Origin of the sequence: Streptomyces sp. NPDC021225, from assembly GCF_044332865.1 — a bacterium.
Lineage (GTDB): Bacteria > Actinomycetota > Actinomycetes > Streptomycetales > Streptomycetaceae > Streptomyces.
In genome coordinates, this window is sequence record NZ_JBIRPV010000009.1 from 134,054 (window position 1) to 149,813 (window position 15,760).

A 15,760-nucleotide genomic window follows, 5' to 3' on the forward strand; every position below is an offset into this window, starting at 1 on the left:
CCGGGAGCGGCCCCCTCACTCGGTGTCGGGCAGCAGGTACCAGAACTCGATCTCGGCGAGGTTGCAGCGCCCGTTGTGGCCGTCGTAGACGCGGATCAGCGGGTAGGAGGCGCGCTCGGCGAGCTTCACCTCGTACTGCTGGGCGGCGGAGATCCCGCTGAGGGTGTGCAGATCGGTCCAGGTCTGCCCGCCGTCGGCCGAGCCTCGGAAGACGGTTCCGTTCGAGCGGAGGATCTTGTCCGCGGCGTCCGAGCGCGGGCGCACCCGGATCCGGTCGACGGTGATCGGCCCCTTGTCACCGGCGTCGATGTCGATCCAGCTCTCGGCGGCCAGGGTGTCGGTGTACGTGGCCGGGTCGCCGTCGAACGCCCTCCAGCCGTTGGACGCCTTGGTGCCCTTCCCCGGCCACTCGATGGTGGACGCCTGGACCATGCCCTCGGTGATCTCGAACTCGCGGAGCAGCGTGTCCACGGACACCAGCAGCTCATACGCCGCGTACGCGTCGTCGATCAGGGCGTCCTGGTCGGCCCCGGACTGGTCGGCCGCCTTCTCGATCCGGTCGAGCTCGGTGGTGAACGCGGCGTAGCTCTTCTTCGTCCAGTCCGCCGGAGCGGTCTTCCGGGCGCGGGCCAGCACCTGGGCGAGGGTCTCGGCGACGGCCACGGCGGGGTCGGCCGTGGTCCGGGTGCCACCCTCGACGAGGGCGGCCGTCACCTTGTAGTAGCGCTTGCCGTGGCGGAAGTCGTCCTCCTTGTGGGCCAGGGCACGGGTGTCCTCGACCACGTTCTCCCAGGTCTCGCCGTTCGTGGAGCGGGCCAGGGTGAAGCCGATGGCGTCGTCGGGCTTGTTCCAGCGGACGGTGACGGTGGCAGTGTCCCCTGCGTCCTGCTCCACCGAGACCAGCTGTGCCTGCGCCGCCAGGTTCTTGTGCGCCACCCGGGTGAAGGTGGCGTCCCCGGTGGCCGTCAGGCCCGCGTGGACGGCGTACGGCAGCGGTGTGAACAGCGTGCCGACCGTCAGCCATGTCTCGCCGTCGGCGGAGGTCTGGGCCTGCACCCGGTGGGTCGCGAAGTCCCGGACGAGCCGCAGATACGGGGTGGCGGCCAGGGTGTGGCCGTCGAGCCGGTCGACGATCGGCGAGCGCTTGTCGTCCTGCCAGTCGTGGCGGCTGTCGCGGGTGCGGTTGCGCAGCACGAGGTTGCCGTCCCGGTCGGCGCCGAAGAACAGATAGCGGGTGTTGGCGGCGAGCTTGTCGCGCAGCATCAGACCGGTGAGCGAGGAGCGCGCCGCCTCCACACGGGCGGTCAGCGTCCAGCTGCCGGCCGCGGGGCGGCTGGCGTAGTGCAGCGCGTCCTCGATGTCCCGCTTCAGCACGTCGTAGTCGTCGCCCTCGCCCAGCCCGTCGCCGTGCGCGCCCAGGATGCGCACCGTGGCGCCGCGCACGGTGGTGCTGCCGGGGTGCGCGCCGCCGAGCGCGTCGTCGCGCCACCCGGTCCGCAGCAGCGCGGGCGAGGCGGGGGCCGGCAGCTCGGCGCGTATGGTGTGCGACGGCAGGCCGGAGCCCTGTGCGTTCACGCCGGTGACGGTGTAGTGGTAGGTGACGCCCGGCCTGGCGGTGCGGTCCAGGTGGTAGCGGCCGGTGACCTTCGGCGCGAGCAGCGTGTACGGCCCGCTCTCGCGGGTCGCCCGGCGCACCTCGTAGTGGGTGGCGCCCGCGGTGGTCTGCCAGGTGACCGCGATGGCGCCGTCGCCCGGCAGGGTGTGCACGAAGTCCACATGGGCGGGCGGCGCGGCCGCCGCGGTGTCGGAGGACAGCCTCAGCACCAGACCGCTCTTCGGACCGATCCGCACCGCGCCCTTGACGATGGGCAGCTCCCGGCCGGAGACCAGGTCGGTCACGGTGGAGCCGGTGTGGTCGGCGGGCAGGTCGACGGTGAAGGAGCGCTCGTTGCCGTACACCCCGCGCGTGGTGTTGAAGACGAAGAAGTAGCGGCCGTAGCGCGCGGTGAGCAGATCGGGGTAGCCGGAGTAGGCGTGGTCGGCCTCGAAGTTCTCGCGGTGGACCGTGCCGACGCCCGGCTGGTAGGTGACCGGGGCGATCTCGCCCGCGAGGGCCTGCGGCGCGGCCGAGTCGCCGGTCTGCTGGTCCTCCATGAAGTCGACGTCGATGTTGTCCATCCGGGCCCAGTAGTCCCGGTACCGGAACACCGCGTCGGTGTTGAGCTGCACCAGCCGGTCGTGGTCGGGGCGGCGCACATGCAGCCTACCGTTGCGGGCGAAGCCGCGCTGACGCTCGTTGAGCTGGCCGAACAGATGGGTGTCGCCGTCCCGCAGGGTCACGAACATGCAGTCCACGTCCACCCACGCGAAGCGCTCGTAGTCGCCGCGGCGCACCGCGAGCGCGGACAGCTCGGCGGAGGTGTAGGAGGCGAAGTCGGTGTGCGGGTGGACGATGCCGGTGGGCTTCTGGTCCTTCAGATAGCCGTAGGTCTCGCCGAGCCGCAGATCGTACTTGTTCTGGCCGGTGACCGACGAGAAGGTGTTGAAGTACTGGTGGTCGGCCAGCTGCTGCTGCGCGAAGCCGACCGCCTCGCGGGCGTATTTCCGGGTGTCCGCCCAGGCGGAGCCCGCGTACCGCTCGGGGTGCTCCTCGATGTGGTGGGCGAGCGACACATAGAGCATGATCTTGCCCTCGGACTGGCGCAGCACATAGCCGGGGAAGCCCGGGTAGTTGGCGTTGCGCTCGTCGATGACCATCTCCATGCGCATGAACCGCTTGAGGTCGTTGTCCAGATCGGTGTGGCGGGCATAGGAGCGCGCGTGCAGATTGCGCAGCGACAGCTCCAGGATCCGGTCGTTCAGCTCCTCGTCGCCCTTGTGGCCCCAGGTGCGATGGAACCACTGCGGGAGATAGTTGGTCGCCTCGCCGTAGTTGGCGACATAGCCGTTCTCGCGGGTGTGGCCGCGCTCGGTCATGGTGGTGTAGTGCCTGCCCAGCGGCAGCCGGCGCACCACGTTTCCGTCCTTGTCGAGCTTCGACGTGGCCAGGCCCTTGATGACGTAGCGGATGTAGTCCTCGGTCCAGCGGGCCGTGGTGTCGTGGTAGAAGAGCGAGTGGAACAGATCCAGGTCCTGTCCGTCCGGCCCGACCAGGACCTCCTCGCCGAGGAAGGGGTCGAAGCCGAGGCACTCGCCGGCGATGCGGTGGCTGCGCGCCCTGCCCTCGTAGAACTTCGAGCCGATGACCCGCAGCCCCTCGTGGGCCTCCCAGGCGCCCTCGTAGCAGTACAACACCTGGTTGTAGATGTACGACAGACGGGAGCGGGCGTAGTCGAAGTTGGCCTTGAGGACCCGGCCCCAGGCGGCCCGCCGGGTGAGCCTGCCGCCGTCGAAGTCCACGTCCTTCAGGGAGGTCTCGCCCTCCCGGGTGCCGGTGGTGAACTCCTCGTCGAGGAAGGCCGCGAAGGCGTCCCGGCCGTAGACATCGTTGTCGTCGATCAGATTCTCGACGATGTACAGGGCCTGGCCGAGCGCCCCGTAGTAGCCGCCCCAGTCGCCCTGGTGGCCGCCGCGCGCCAGCAGCTTGGTGTTGCCGTAGTAGTCCTTGGTGTGGTTGTCGACGCACTTGAAGATCCGCAGCAGCGCGGCCTTCTTCTCGGCGGCCGACTTCGCGGGACACCAGGCGGCGGTGGCCAGCGCGCCGCTGTAGAAGAGGAGTTCGTCCTCGTAGCGGACGATGGACAGCCTGCCGTCGGCGGAGGCGTCGACCTTCGCGGAGTGGCCGTCGAACAGCTTCACCTGACCCGCGACATAGCCGTCGATCAGCGCCTGCTTCTCGCTCTCGGCGAGGTCGGCCACGGTGTCGGTGGGCGGGGTGAACTCGGGCCGCGGGTCGTCGTCGAGGGCCAACCGCGCGCCGGTGTGGGTGTAGGCGCGGTAGTAGCCGCGCGAGTCCGCGGTGACCTTGGCGCTGAAGGCGCCGTCGTAGGTGCGCAGGGTGATCTCGGCCTTGTCGCGGCCGTGGGTGTGCTCGAGCGGCAGCATGACGGTGGCGTAGAAGAACCGGCCGGGCAGGGGGCGCACGGTGCCGATGTTCAGCGCCTCGTAGTCACCGGAGCGGCGGTAGCCGATCTGCTCGCCGTTGATGTACGCGATGGTCTTGTACGGCGAGGTGTCGCCGCCCCAGAACTTCACGGTGAGGTAGTTCTGCCGCACCGGGTCCACCGCCATGGTGAACCGCAGCTCACCGCCCTTGATGTCCGGCGGGTCCAGCGGCCCCGCGACCCGGGCCCGATCCCCGGCGTGGCCGCCCGCGACCGAGGTGTCCGCCGCGGCGAGGCCGTGTGCCTGCTCGGAGTCCGTGTCGCCGAAGTCGAGCAGATCGAGGCGGCGGTCGCCCGCGGCCCCGGCCGACCCCTCGGCGGCCTCGGCGGCGGGCGCGGCGGTCCAGAGAAGGGCGCCGGCGGTCGCGGCCGAGGTGCCGGCGGCCGCGGTGCGCAGCACGGTTCTTCTGCTGATGGGCATGGCGCAGTCGTCTCCTTGCGAATCCTTGCGAAGGGCGAAGTGAAGAGGGTGTTCGGGGTGGGGGGTTCAGCGTGGCGAGCGGGCGCGGGGCGTCACTTGAGGCTGCCGAGGGTGATGCCGGAGCGCCAGAAGCGCTGCAAGGAGATCATCAGGACCACCATCGGCAACAGCGAGACGATCGAGCCGACGACGACCATGCCCGTCAGATCGGTGGAGGTGTCCATCTTGACCTTGAGCCAGGAGTACAGGCCCAGCATCACGGTCCACTTCTCCTGGCTGCGCAGGAAGATCAGCGGCCCGAAGAAGTTGTTCCAGCTGGCGACGAAGCCGAGCAGGAAGATGGTGGCGGCCCCGGTCGACATCAGCCGGACACCGATCTGGAAGAAGATGCGGTACTCGCCCGCCCCGTCGATCCGGGCGGCCTCCAGCAACTCGGGCGGGATGGCCCCCTCCGCGTACACCTTCGCCAGGTAGACGGAGAAGGCGTTGAAGAAGCCGGGCAGGATGATCGCGTAGGGCGTGTCGACCAGCTGGAGGTCGCTGTAGAGGAGGAACGAGGGGATGGTGAGCAGGGCGCTGGGCACCAGGAACGAGCCGATGATGCAGCCCATCAGCACGCCCCGGCCGCGGAACTCGTACATGGCGAGCCCATAGCCGCAGGCCACGCAGATCAGCGTCATGCCGGCGGTGCCCACGACCCCGTAGTAGACGGTGTTCCACATCCACCGGAGGAAGATGCCGTCCTGATAGGTGAACAGCTGCCGCAGGTTCTCGCCCAGGTGGATGCGGGAGAACCACAGGCCGTCGGAGGTGTACAGATCGTTCTGGCTCTTGGTGGCGGCCACCAGCAGCCACCACACCGGGGCCAGGGAGTAGATGACGAAGAACGCCAGACCGGTGATGACCAGGACCTTGGTGCGCTTGCCGTGCCGGACCGCGCCGGGCGCGGTGCGGCGTCGTACGGCGCGCGGCTTGGCGGGCGCGGGTGCGGGCTGGAGTGTCGCTGTCATACGGGGGCCTTGTTGGTGAGCTTGTAGAAGACGGCGGACGCGGCACCGACCACCAGGGCGAGGATGATGGACAGGGCAGCGGCGTAGTTGAACTCGCCCTGCTGGAACGCCCAGTCGTAGATCGCCATGATCGGGGTGAAGTCGCGGGTCACGGTCTCCGGGGTCATGGTCCTGAACAGCATCGGATCGCTGAAGATCTGAAGGGTGCCGATGATGCTGAGCACGGTGATCAGCACCAGGGACCGGCGCACCAGCGGCACCTTGATCGACCAGGCGATGCGCCACTCGGAGGCGCCGTCCACGCGGGCGCTGTCGAAGATCTCGCGCGGCACGGCCTGAAGCGCCGAGTAGACGATGAGCATGTTGAAGCCGACGCCGCTCCAGGCCAGCAGATTGCCGATGGAGATCCAGATCATCTCGCCGCTGTAGAAGTTCGCGTCGATCCCGAAGAGCCCGAGGAACGGCGTCAGCGGGCCCACGACCGGGCTGTAGATATAGATCCAGATCAGGATGGCGACGATGCCCGGGATCATGTACGGGATCAGCAGCGGCACCCGGAAGCGGGCGGCCAGACGGTGGGTCAGCGCGTCGAGCAGCAGCGCCATCATCAGGCTGAGCAGCATGATGGTGGGGATGGCGACCGCGGCGAAGAGCGCCACCCGCAGCATCGCGGCCCAGAAGTGGGCGTCCTCCAGGCCCCGCGCGAAGTTGTCGAAGCCGGTGAACTCGACGGTCTTCTCACCGAAGCCGAGCCCGGAGCTCTGCTTGGAGTAGAGGCTCTCGCGCAGCGCGAGCGCCACGGGGGCCAGGGTGAACACGGCGAACCCGATGAAGAAGGGGGCGGTGAAGGACGCCCCCTTCAGCGCCATGGCCCGCCGCCACGGCAGCCGCGGCGGGCCCGGCGGCGCCGCGCCCGGCCCGGACCGGGCACTCCTGGCCGTGGTCTCGGCCCTCAGGGTCTCAGCCATCGACGTTGATGTTCTTCCGCTTGAGGTCGGCGACCGTCCAGGTCTGCATGTGCTCCAGCGCCGCCTTCATGGTGGTCTTCTTCGCGGTGACCTTCGCCCACTGGTCCTGGAGCTCGGCGAACATGCCCGTGTAGTTGGGGCCCGCCACCCAGTTGTCCCGGCCCGCCTTGACGGACTTGAGGATCACGTCCCGCGCCTTGGACTTGCGGGGCCCGAACAGCTTCTCCGGCACCGCCGAGTCGACCCAGGGGGAGGGGTCGGTGACCGCGCCCGGCCAGGTGTACTGCCCGGTGTCCTTCTGGTACGAGGCGTCGGTCGACTCCTTCGAGGTGTTCAGCCACACCGCGGCCTCGACCGCCTCCTTCGCGTGGTCACAGCCCTTGGGCACGATCAGACCGCTGGTCGGCGAGTGCATCGGGGTGACGAACTCGGTGGCGTCCGCGTACTGCGGCCGGTCCACCGGCTCCCAGTCACCGAGGGACTTCTTGTACTCGCGCTCGTAGTTCTGCAACTGCCAGGTGGAGGTGGGCAGGGACACCATCTTCCCGGAGTCGAAGTAGTTGATGAGCGCGGGCCGGTCCGTGTACGTCTGATGGGCCACGAGGTCGTTGTCGACCAGCTGCTGGATGACATGGGCGGCCTTGAGCGACTCGGGGGACAGGAAGTCAATCTTCCACTTGTCCCCGTCGATCTTGTACCAGGAGCCCCCGGCCTGCTGCACCAGCTCGATGAGGGTGCTCGGGTCTTCGCCGGCGAGATTCATGACGAAGATGCCGTGCTTCTTGAACTCCTTGCCCGCGGCGATCACATCGTCCCAGGTCTTGGGCGCCTTGACGCCGTACTTGTCGTACACCTTGCGGTTGATCATCATGAACGGGGGCGTGGCGCCGCCCGGGACCGCGTAGTACTTGTCCACCGCCCGCGCGGAGGGTAGCGCCGACTCGGCGAACAGGCCCTTCTTCAGATACGGCGTCAGGTCCTCCGTCACGTCCTGGGCCAGCCCTTCGGAGGCCAGGGAGGGGGCCTCGCCGAAGTTCTGGACCAGGCACGGGACATGCTTCTGGGCGGCGACCGCGTTGCGCAGGTTCTGCTGGGTGCCGGGGTTGTCGGCCTGCTTCACGAACTTGAGCTTGATGTCCTTGTGCGTCGCGTTGAACTTGGCGACCACCGGATCGATGTTCTTGGCCTCCTGCCAGTTCCAGTACTCGATGGTGACCGGGCCCTCGGCCTTGTCCGCCGTTCCGTCGCCGTCACCGCCGCCGCAGCCGGTCAGGACGACGGAGAGCACCACCGCTGCGCAGGCGGCCACTCTGACCCGCTTGCTGTTCATGGGAATCCTCCTGGGAGATCTGGAGCTCGCGACCATAGAAATCGGTCTCTGTGGAAGCTAGAGGTGGGCCTACCGTTGGACAAGATGTCGTGCGTGGAAATCTTTGATTACGGGCGACTTCGCTGGTCGTGATCGACATTACGAACCGGTAGCGCGTGCTTTGCGGTGCTGGAGGTATAGACAACGTTTGCCGGATGAGCGCGATGGCAGGCCCGTTTCACGGCTTACGCCGCATGCTCGAGACCCGCGGGATCCACCTGGTGGGACAGCGGCACCCCGGCCAGCAGCCGCTCCAGCTCGCCCACGGCCGACAGCCCGAGCCGACGCACCTCGTTGCCCTGAGACCCCGCCAGATGCGGGGTGATGAAGGCGCCCGACAGCTCGAAGAGCGGGGAGTCGGCGGGCAGCGGCTCCGGCTCCGTCACATCGAGGACGGCGCTGACGCGGGCCCCGCGCACCTCCTCGACCAGCGCGTCATGGTCGACGAGGCTGCCGCGCGCGGTGTTGATCAGCACCGCCCCGTCCGGCATCAGCGCGAGCTCACGGCGGCCGATCATATGGTGGGTCTCGGCGGTCGCGGGGGCGTGGATCGAGACGATGTCGCTGCGCCGGAGCAGCGCGTCCAGCGGCAGCAGACGGACGCCGAGCGCGGCCGCCTCGTCCTCGCCGACGTACGGATCGGCGAGGAACACCTCGAAGTCCAGGGGGCGCAGCAGCTCGATGACGCGCCGCCCGATCCTGGACGCGCCGACGATGCCGACGCGGCGCCCGAAGTTGCCGATACCGGGGAGGATCTCGGCGAGCGGGAAGGTGCGCAGCGAGCGGTAGCGCTCACGGGCGGCGAAGAGGTCCTTGCCGGCCAGGATGATCATGCCGAGGGTGTACTCGGCGACCGGCAGCGCGTTGGCGTCCGCTGCGGACGAGACGACCAGTCCGCGCTCCCACCAGCCGGGGGCCATGATGCCCTTCACCGAGCCCGCGGCGTGCAGCACGGCGCGCAGCCTGGGCGCGGCGTCGAGCACCGCCGCGTCGACCGGCGGGCAGCCCCAGCCGGTCAGCAGGATCTCGGCCCGGCCGAGGACGCTCCGCACCCGGGGATCCCGGAAGTCCTCGGCGATCAGGGAAGGGTCGACCTCCACGGAGGTCTGGAGCCGGTCCAGCACGTCGGGGGGATAGACGCTGGGCAGGGTCTTCGTACTCATGGCGAACAACGCCAGCGGGCGCTCGGGCAAGGCAGTGGCCTCCGGATCGGGGGACGTCAGCGGGATGGCGACCGGTAGCAACCGGTCTCATAGCAACCGGTCTCTAAGCTATGGCCGCACTGTCCAGAGGGTCAATGGAGCGTACGGAAGGATCGCGGAGGGCGACCGGTTGCCATGCGATGCCGGCAGACGCGTCCCGGGACATGGAAAAGGGCCCGGTGTCGGCGGTGTGCCGACACCGGGCCCCTGCGAGGGACTCCTGGGTGTTGTCAGCCGTCGGCCGGCGCGGTCCGCTCCGCGCGGATGTCATGGCCGTCCGCGGTCAGACAGCGGCCGGTGGTCAGGTTGTAGCGCCAGCCGTGCAGGGTGCAGGTGAGCTGATCGCCGTCGATCTGTCCGAACCGGCCGAGGTCCGCGCGTAGATGGGGACAGCGCCGCTGGACACGCCAGCCGTCGAGCTCGATGTGCTGGCCGTCGTCGTGGCCGGAGTCGTAGTAGTTCTCCACGTACTCGATGCGCTCAGTGGACAGGCACTTGAAGAACACGTACAGGAATTCGTTGTACGGGCCGATCCGGCTGGCGCTGAACCGCAGCGAGAGCAGCAGGCTGTTGGACCAGTCGACCTCGCGCCGCGCGATGTTGGTGGCCACCAGGTCGCCCGTGGTGGACAGCGTGTAGCGGCAGCGCTCACCGTCCCAGCGGCGGACCTCACGGGCCGGGAAGTCGATCACGATCGGGGTGTCGCCCACATTCAGCCGGGCCGGCCCGCCGACTCCGTCGCAGATCCGGTCCGCGCGCGCCAGCAGCGGTTCCCACCACTGCTTCAGCTCGGCCAGCAGACGGTCGGGCGGCAGCGCCGGGGCGCGGGAGGCGCGCTCGGCGGCCAGCGCGGGCTGCTGTCTGCGGGCGAACTCACGCAGGTAGTCCCGCTTGTGCTCGAAGATGTGGTCGATCTCCTTCGCGGTGTGGCGATGGGTGAGCTTGCAGGCGGTGTTCTGCGGTTCCGCGACGGTGCCCGGCAGCAGCAGATGCGCCGAGACGTCCGGCCGGGCCTCGGCCAGCTCCGCCAGAAACTCCCGCTGGTCGACGAAGATGCTCGTCCCGTCGCGGCCGGTGCCGTTGAACTCGAACAGGTCCTCGTCGAGGAAGCAGGGCGGGCCCGCGTTGGGGAACACATGCGTGGCCTCGACGGCGTCGATGTAGCGCATCGCCCGCTCGGACTGGCCCTCGCGCTTGCGGGCGGCGAACTCCCGCTTCGCGCTGTCCGGCAGTTGGTAGACCATCGGCCACCAAATCGCCCCGGAGAACTGGAGGAAGTGGACATCGACCTCACCGAACGCCCGGATCGAGGGGATGTCCAGCGGATGCGCGTCGTTCTGGTTGAGCAACACCGTCTCGCCGTCGTCCAGCGACAGCGCGGAGTCGCCGATGGGGCCGTCGCCGGGGCCGGTCAGGGCGGTGATCATGATGCGCAGGCCGTCGCGTTCGACCGGGACACCGCTGCTGGTGCGCAGGAATTCGGAGAACCCCAGCGCACGCAGCTCGCACTCCAACTCATCGGTGGCGAAGGCGGGGAGCAGCACGGTGATGTCCTTGCGCACATTGCGGCGCAGGTTCTCCGCGTCGAAGTGGTCACGGTGCAGATGCGATATGTACAGGTAGTCCGAGGCCCGTCCGTAGTGGGCCCAGTCCAGGTCCGTGTTGTCGGGGAACGGGAACCACGAGCCGAAGAAGGCCGGGTTGACCCAGGGATCGCAGAGCACCGATCCGGCGGCGGTCTCGATGAACAGTCCAGCATGCCCAAGTCCGGTCACACGCATACCACAGCACCTCAGCCCGGCTCCGTAGGTCACCCGCCCCGACCGTCAGGGAAGGGGCTGGTGCGTCACGGTTTTCACTGTGTGCGGATTTGCGTGCGTGTGCACCCGCAGCGCGGGTGTCCCCGGACACCGGGAAACGCGGATGGGCAGGCCAGAGCCGGTGGCCGGGGTCTTGTTTCGCCCGGTCGACCGTCGCCCGGTTGCCGTAGCCGGGCGTGTCAGGCAGCGGATTCGGCGGCCCGCTGTTCGCGCCAGCGCCGCACCCACTCCTCCATGATCTCGACCGCCTTGCCGGTGCCGTCCTCGGCGCGCACGCTCTCCCCGACACTCGCCGCCTTGGCGCGGAGCTTCTCGTCGTCCAGGGCCGTGCCCAGTGCCGTGTCCAGGGCCTCGGCGGTGAACTTCGCGTACGGAACGGGCTTGGGCGCCACCCCCAGGGCGTGCACCTGGGCCGCCCAGAACGGGGCGTCGCCGAAGGTCGGCACCACGACCTGGGCCGTGCCGGAGCGCAGCGCCTCACCCGTGGTGTTGCAGCCGCCGTGGTGGATGACCACCGAGGAGCGCGGAAACAGCCACGGGTAGTGCACATCGTCGACGCGGAACACATCGTCCGGCACGGTGTCCGGGCCACCGCCCACCAGAACGAGCCGGCGGTCGTGGGAGCGGACCACGTCCAGCACCTTCTCCAGGGTCTTGGCCGGCGGATGCACCGGCCAGATGGAGCCGAAGGACAGGGTCACCGGGGGAGTGCCGTCCGCCATGAACTTCTCCAGCTCGGGGGACGGGCTCCACTCGCGGTCCCAGAACCAGTAGCCGGTGATGTGCGACAGCTCCGGCCAGTCGGAGGGCTCGGTGAACAGCGCCCGGCTCACCGGGCAGATCAGCGGGACCTCCCGGCCCAGGTTGCCGTACGGCTTGCCGAACGGGAGCTTGGACAGCCCCGCGTCCTTGCGGTAGCCGCCCATGGTGACCGAGTCCAGCATCCCCGCCAGGCGGTGGGTCAGCCGGTTGTACGCCCCTCCGAGCTTGGCCCGGGGCGCCATCATCGCGGGCCACTCGGCGGTCGGGTTCAGCGGCCACCAGCTCAGCGAACACCACGGGGCGGTGCCGTCGTCCTCGAACATGATCCGGCTCAGGATGCTGTTCACGACCAGATCGGCGCCCGAGCACACCTCCGCGATCCTGGCGGCGAGCCGGCGGTTGTGCTCGGGGCTCTGCCGCGGGACCTTGCGGGCGGCGCGGAACAGCGAGGCCCCCTGCTGAAGGGCCTCCGCGAGGGCCGGGTGGGCCAGGAAGTCGCGCGGGCTGCCCGGCAGGGCCGCGAAGTCAAGACCGGCCTCCCCGACGAGCCCCTCGAAGTCCTCGTGGGTGGCCAGGGTCACCGTGTGCCCCCGGGCCTCGAGGGCTCTGCCCAGCGCGATGAACGGCTGGACGTCTCCGCGTGACCCCGTGACGACGAGCGAGACCTGCATGAATCCTCCGTACGAGTGTGACTGGTGGGACGGCTCGGGCCGGGCGGCTCAGTAGTACGCGACGTACCGGTCGAGGACCCGGTCGAGATAGCCGGGCTCGGTGACCGACCGCATGGGTGGCAGCAGCTTGCACAGCTTGTCGACGGAGACCCTGGTCAGCGTGGGTGCCACATCGACCACGTCGTACCTCGGGCGGGCCGCCATACGGCGCTCGATGCCGCGCACGATCGACTCGACCGGCCAGGGAACCCCCGAAGCGACGTTCACCACCTCGTCCTGAACCCCCTGGGCGAGCAGCCCGTCGATCGCCCGGACCACGTCGCTCACATCCACCACATCGCGGTGTGCGTTGCGGTACAGGGTCACGCTGCCGCCGCGGATCTGGCCGACGAACGACGGCAGCAGCTGGTGGGACCGCTGCCATCGGCCGATCGCATGGCTCAGGCGCAGCGTCAGCCACCCCGGCCCGGCCTCGGCGACGGCGCCCTCCAGCATGAGCTTCTGTCTGCCGTACGGCGACGGAGGGTCCACGGGCGCGTCCTCGGCCACCGCGATCTCGGTGGATCCGTACATGGCGTGCGAGGCGCTGGACAGATAGACGAGGACGCGGCCCTCGCGCCGGCAGCGCCGGGCGACGTCGCGCACCAGCTCCGCCTCGCGGGCGAAGTCGCCCGGGGTGCCCGCGCTGGTGCTGGACACCCCCGCCGCCATGACGGTGGCGTGCGGGTGCCGGTCCGCGACGGCGGCCAGATTGCGTGCGATGAAGCCGTTGCCGATGATTTCCATCAGGGCCGCTTCCCGGAGGTGACACGGGTGGCGGACCCGGCGATCCGGTCCAGCAGCTCGGCGGTGCGCAGCGTGGTGGCGGCCCAGGCGGCGTGGCCGGGGTCGGCCCCGGTGTCCTGGGCCCGGCGCACCGCCTCGGCGAAGGAGGCCACCGAGCTCGCGAACTGGTGCTCGGCGGGGAGCACGATTTCCTCCGCGTGATCCTGCTCGTCGATGCGTAACAGCGGGGACAGGGTGGCGGGCGGGGTGAACGCCCGGTCCACGGTGAGCCGCCCGGTGCTGCCCCACAGGGTGTACCTCGCCCCGTAGCCGTGTTCGAAGCCGAAGGTCAGCGTCACGGTTTCGCCGGCCGCCGCCACCAGCAGGGCGCTGCCCGCCACATCCACCCCCGTCTCGGGGTCGTCGCGGAGCACCGCGCCGGCCACGGAGAGGTCGTCGCCGAGGAAGTACTGGGCCAGCCGTACGGGGTAGATCCCCGCGTCGAGCAGGGCGCCGCCGCCGAGTTCGGGCCGGTAGCGCACATCGGAGGCGGGCAGCGGCGGGAAGCAGAACGAGGCGTCGATGTGCCGGAGCCGGCCGATGCGGCCGGCCGCCAGCAGCTCGGCCACCCGACGGTGCATCCCATGGTGGACGAACGTGATGTTCTCGCGCAGCACCAGCCCGCGCTCCGCCGCGAGGCGCGCCAGCTCCGCGGTGTCCGCCGCCCTGGTGGTCAGCGGTTTCTCGGCCAGCACGTGTGTGCCGCACTCGAGGAAGCGGCGCGCCCACAGATGGTGCAGGGCGTTGGGGACCGAGACATAGACGGCGTCGATGTCGTCCCGGTCCAGCAGTCGCTCGTAGCCGTGGACGGGGGCGCAGTCGAAGTCGTCGGCAAACTGTTCCGCCTTCTGCGGATCGCGGCTGGCGATGGCGACGATGGTGACCTCGGGGAGGTCCCGCATCGCGGGGAGCGTCCGCCGCCGGGCTATCGAGGACGCGCCGAGGACGCCGACGCGCACGGGAGTGGGCTCGGAGGGGTTGTCCATCACTCAGTCACTCAGTTCCGTTTCGGACATCAGGCTGTGCAGACAGGCGATGAGGCTTCTGGCCTGGACGTTCACATAGTGGCTATGGCGCAGGAAGCGGGCCAGTTGGCGCATGGTCACCCAGCGGAAGTCGTCGGGGACCGCCAGATCGCGGTCCGCGTCGACCTCGACGACGAGATAGCGGCTGCGGGTGTGGAAGAACCGGCCGCCCTCCTCGGAGAGCGTGGTGTCGAAGCGGATGGTGTCCACGGGGGCGCCCAGCACCTCGTCCAGGAACGGGGGGTACGCCTCGGCCGGCAGGACCTTGTAGTTCTGCGGGGTGCACTGCACCGTCGGGGCCAGCTCGACCACATCCACGAAGCCCGGCTCCGCCTTGAGATGGACCAGGGCGTGCAGTTCCCCTGTCGCCGCGTCGTGCTTGACCAGGAAGGCCACGATCCCGGTGTCCCGGCACTCGATCATCGGCTGCGCCCAGCCGCCGACCTCACGGCTGCCGGTGCGCACATCCACCGCCATGACGTCGAAGAAGAGGCCGGATTCATGCGCTATCCGGTCCGCGGACCGGTGCCAGCCCTGGACCTCGCCGAGGCCGGTGAGAGTGGCGTCGAGGTCCGAGCGGACCCGCGCGTCGTTGATCCAGCTGCGGAGGTGACCGGTGGTGTGTGGCGCTTTCCTGTCGCCGTTCTCGTCGTCCCCGCCCGGGTCGCCCGCGAACGGGAGGCAGGACAGCACGGTGCGCGAGTCCATGTTCACCAGGTCGTCCTCGGCCAGCAGGGCGTGCAACTGGCCGATGGTGAGCCAGTGGAAGCCGTCCAGCGGCTCCACGTCCTCGGTTACCTCGACAATCATGTTTCGATTGCGTTTCCGGTGGAACCAGGAACCCTGTTCCGAATGCAGGACGTCGGCCAGTACCTGTCTGGACGACGGATCCCGGAAGTACTCCAGATAAGGTACGGGACGTCCGCCGTGCACCCCGGTGTAGTTGCTCCTGGTCGCCTGCACGGTGGGGGAGAGCTGTATACCGTTGCGGTTTCCGGGTTCCATCTTGGCCTGCATCAGACAATGCAGTACGCCATTGAACTCCTTGACCAGGATTCCTAATATGCCGACTTCTCGCTGGACGATGATCGGCTGCGCCCAATCACGAACGGGCCCCTGGTCGTTCCTTATCCGCAAACCTTGTATGGAAAAGAATCGGCCGGTCTCATGGACGAGATTCCCCGTCCTATCCTCGAATCGCCAGCCTGTCAAATCGTCCCACGGGATGCGGCGCACCCGCGACGAATCGCTCGCACTGTACTCCCCGAACCACTGGTGAAATTCCCAGAGGTTGCGGCCCGCGCCGTCGACGGCCTGCGCGGACCGCGCGATCCGCGCGGGTAAGCAGGCGTCCGGCCCGCCTGACGACGTGGGACGGCCTGGAGAGTTGCAGGTCACCGGTCCACTCCTCGTTCCCCTGCTACCGCGCAGAGCTGTGTGGTCGCTTGTGGGTTGGCTTGAATTCGACCGCCACCTGCGGGCGGTGTGACAACCGGAATCCGGCAATCCGATCCGGTGCCGACCGACGTCGCTGTCGTGTCGCACGGAGTCTGTTGACCGGATGGTTTCCGGCCAGATTGATGG

General features: G+C 69.1%; 10 protein-coding genes. All 10 read right to left on the reverse strand.

Annotated features, from left to right (window positions below; genetic code table 11):
• Positions 1 to 15 precede the first annotated feature (15 nt).
• The 10 genes from ACH4S9_RS33435 to ACH4S9_RS33480 all read right to left on the reverse strand — a co-directional run bounded on the left by ACH4S9_RS33435 (position 16) and on the right by ACH4S9_RS33480 (position 15,721).
• Positions 16 to 4,524, reverse strand: a complete 4,509-nt coding sequence (locus tag ACH4S9_RS33435) for a Tat pathway signal protein (protein WP_398375318.1) — start codon at positions 4,522 to 4,524, stop codon at positions 16 to 18.
• A 92-nt stretch (positions 4,525 to 4,616) separates the two neighbouring features.
• Positions 4,617 to 5,534 (reverse strand): carbohydrate ABC transporter permease, encoded by a 918-nt coding sequence (locus ACH4S9_RS33440; protein WP_311723169.1) that lies wholly within the window; start codon positions 5,532 to 5,534, stop codon positions 4,617 to 4,619.
• Positions 5,531 to 6,502 carry a carbohydrate ABC transporter permease gene (locus ACH4S9_RS33445; RefSeq protein WP_311723168.1) on the reverse strand — a complete coding sequence of 324 codons (972 nt, stop codon included), beginning with the start codon at positions 6,500 to 6,502 and terminating at the stop codon, positions 5,531 to 5,533. The genes ACH4S9_RS33440 and ACH4S9_RS33445 overlap by 4 nt, the downstream gene beginning before the upstream one ends.
• Positions 6,495 to 7,832 (reverse strand): ABC transporter substrate-binding protein, encoded by a 1,338-nt coding sequence (locus ACH4S9_RS33450; RefSeq protein ID WP_311723167.1) that lies wholly within the window; start codon positions 7,830 to 7,832, stop codon positions 6,495 to 6,497. Before ACH4S9_RS33450 ends, ACH4S9_RS33445 begins: the two co-directional genes overlap by 8 nt.
• A 224-nt stretch (positions 7,833 to 8,056) precedes the next feature.
• Positions 8,057 to 9,064 carry a hydroxyacid dehydrogenase gene (locus ACH4S9_RS33455; RefSeq protein ID WP_398375320.1) on the reverse strand — a complete coding sequence of 336 codons (1,008 nt, stop codon included), beginning with the start codon at positions 9,062 to 9,064 and terminating at the stop codon, positions 8,057 to 8,059.
• Positions 9,065 to 9,303: 239 nt separating this feature from the next.
• Positions 9,304 to 10,854: a Rieske 2Fe-2S domain-containing protein gene (locus ACH4S9_RS33460; RefSeq protein ID WP_361190911.1), complete on the reverse strand. Its 1,551-nt coding sequence runs from the start codon at positions 10,852 to 10,854 to the stop codon at positions 9,304 to 9,306.
• 218 nt (positions 10,855 to 11,072) lie between these two features.
• Entirely contained in the window at positions 11,073 to 12,326 is a 1,254-nt protein-coding gene (locus tag ACH4S9_RS33465; RefSeq protein ID WP_385345066.1) for a glycosyltransferase, read from the reverse strand.
• 48 nt (positions 12,327 to 12,374) lie between these two features.
• Positions 12,375 to 13,112: an NAD-dependent epimerase/dehydratase family protein gene (locus ACH4S9_RS33470; RefSeq protein ID WP_398375323.1), complete on the reverse strand. Its 738-nt coding sequence runs from the start codon at positions 13,110 to 13,112 to the stop codon at positions 12,375 to 12,377.
• Complete coding sequence (locus ACH4S9_RS33475; RefSeq protein ID WP_358844978.1) at positions 13,112 to 14,137, reverse strand: Gfo/Idh/MocA family oxidoreductase; 1,026 nt, start codon at positions 14,135 to 14,137, stop codon at positions 13,112 to 13,114. The genes ACH4S9_RS33470 and ACH4S9_RS33475 overlap by 1 nt, the downstream gene beginning before the upstream one ends.
• 3 nt (positions 14,138 to 14,140) lie before the next feature.
• Positions 14,141 to 15,721 (reverse strand): NDP-hexose 2,3-dehydratase family protein, encoded by a 1,581-nt coding sequence (locus tag ACH4S9_RS33480; protein WP_398375326.1) that lies wholly within the window; start codon positions 15,719 to 15,721, stop codon positions 14,141 to 14,143.
• Positions 15,722 to 15,760 lie beyond the last annotated feature (39 nt).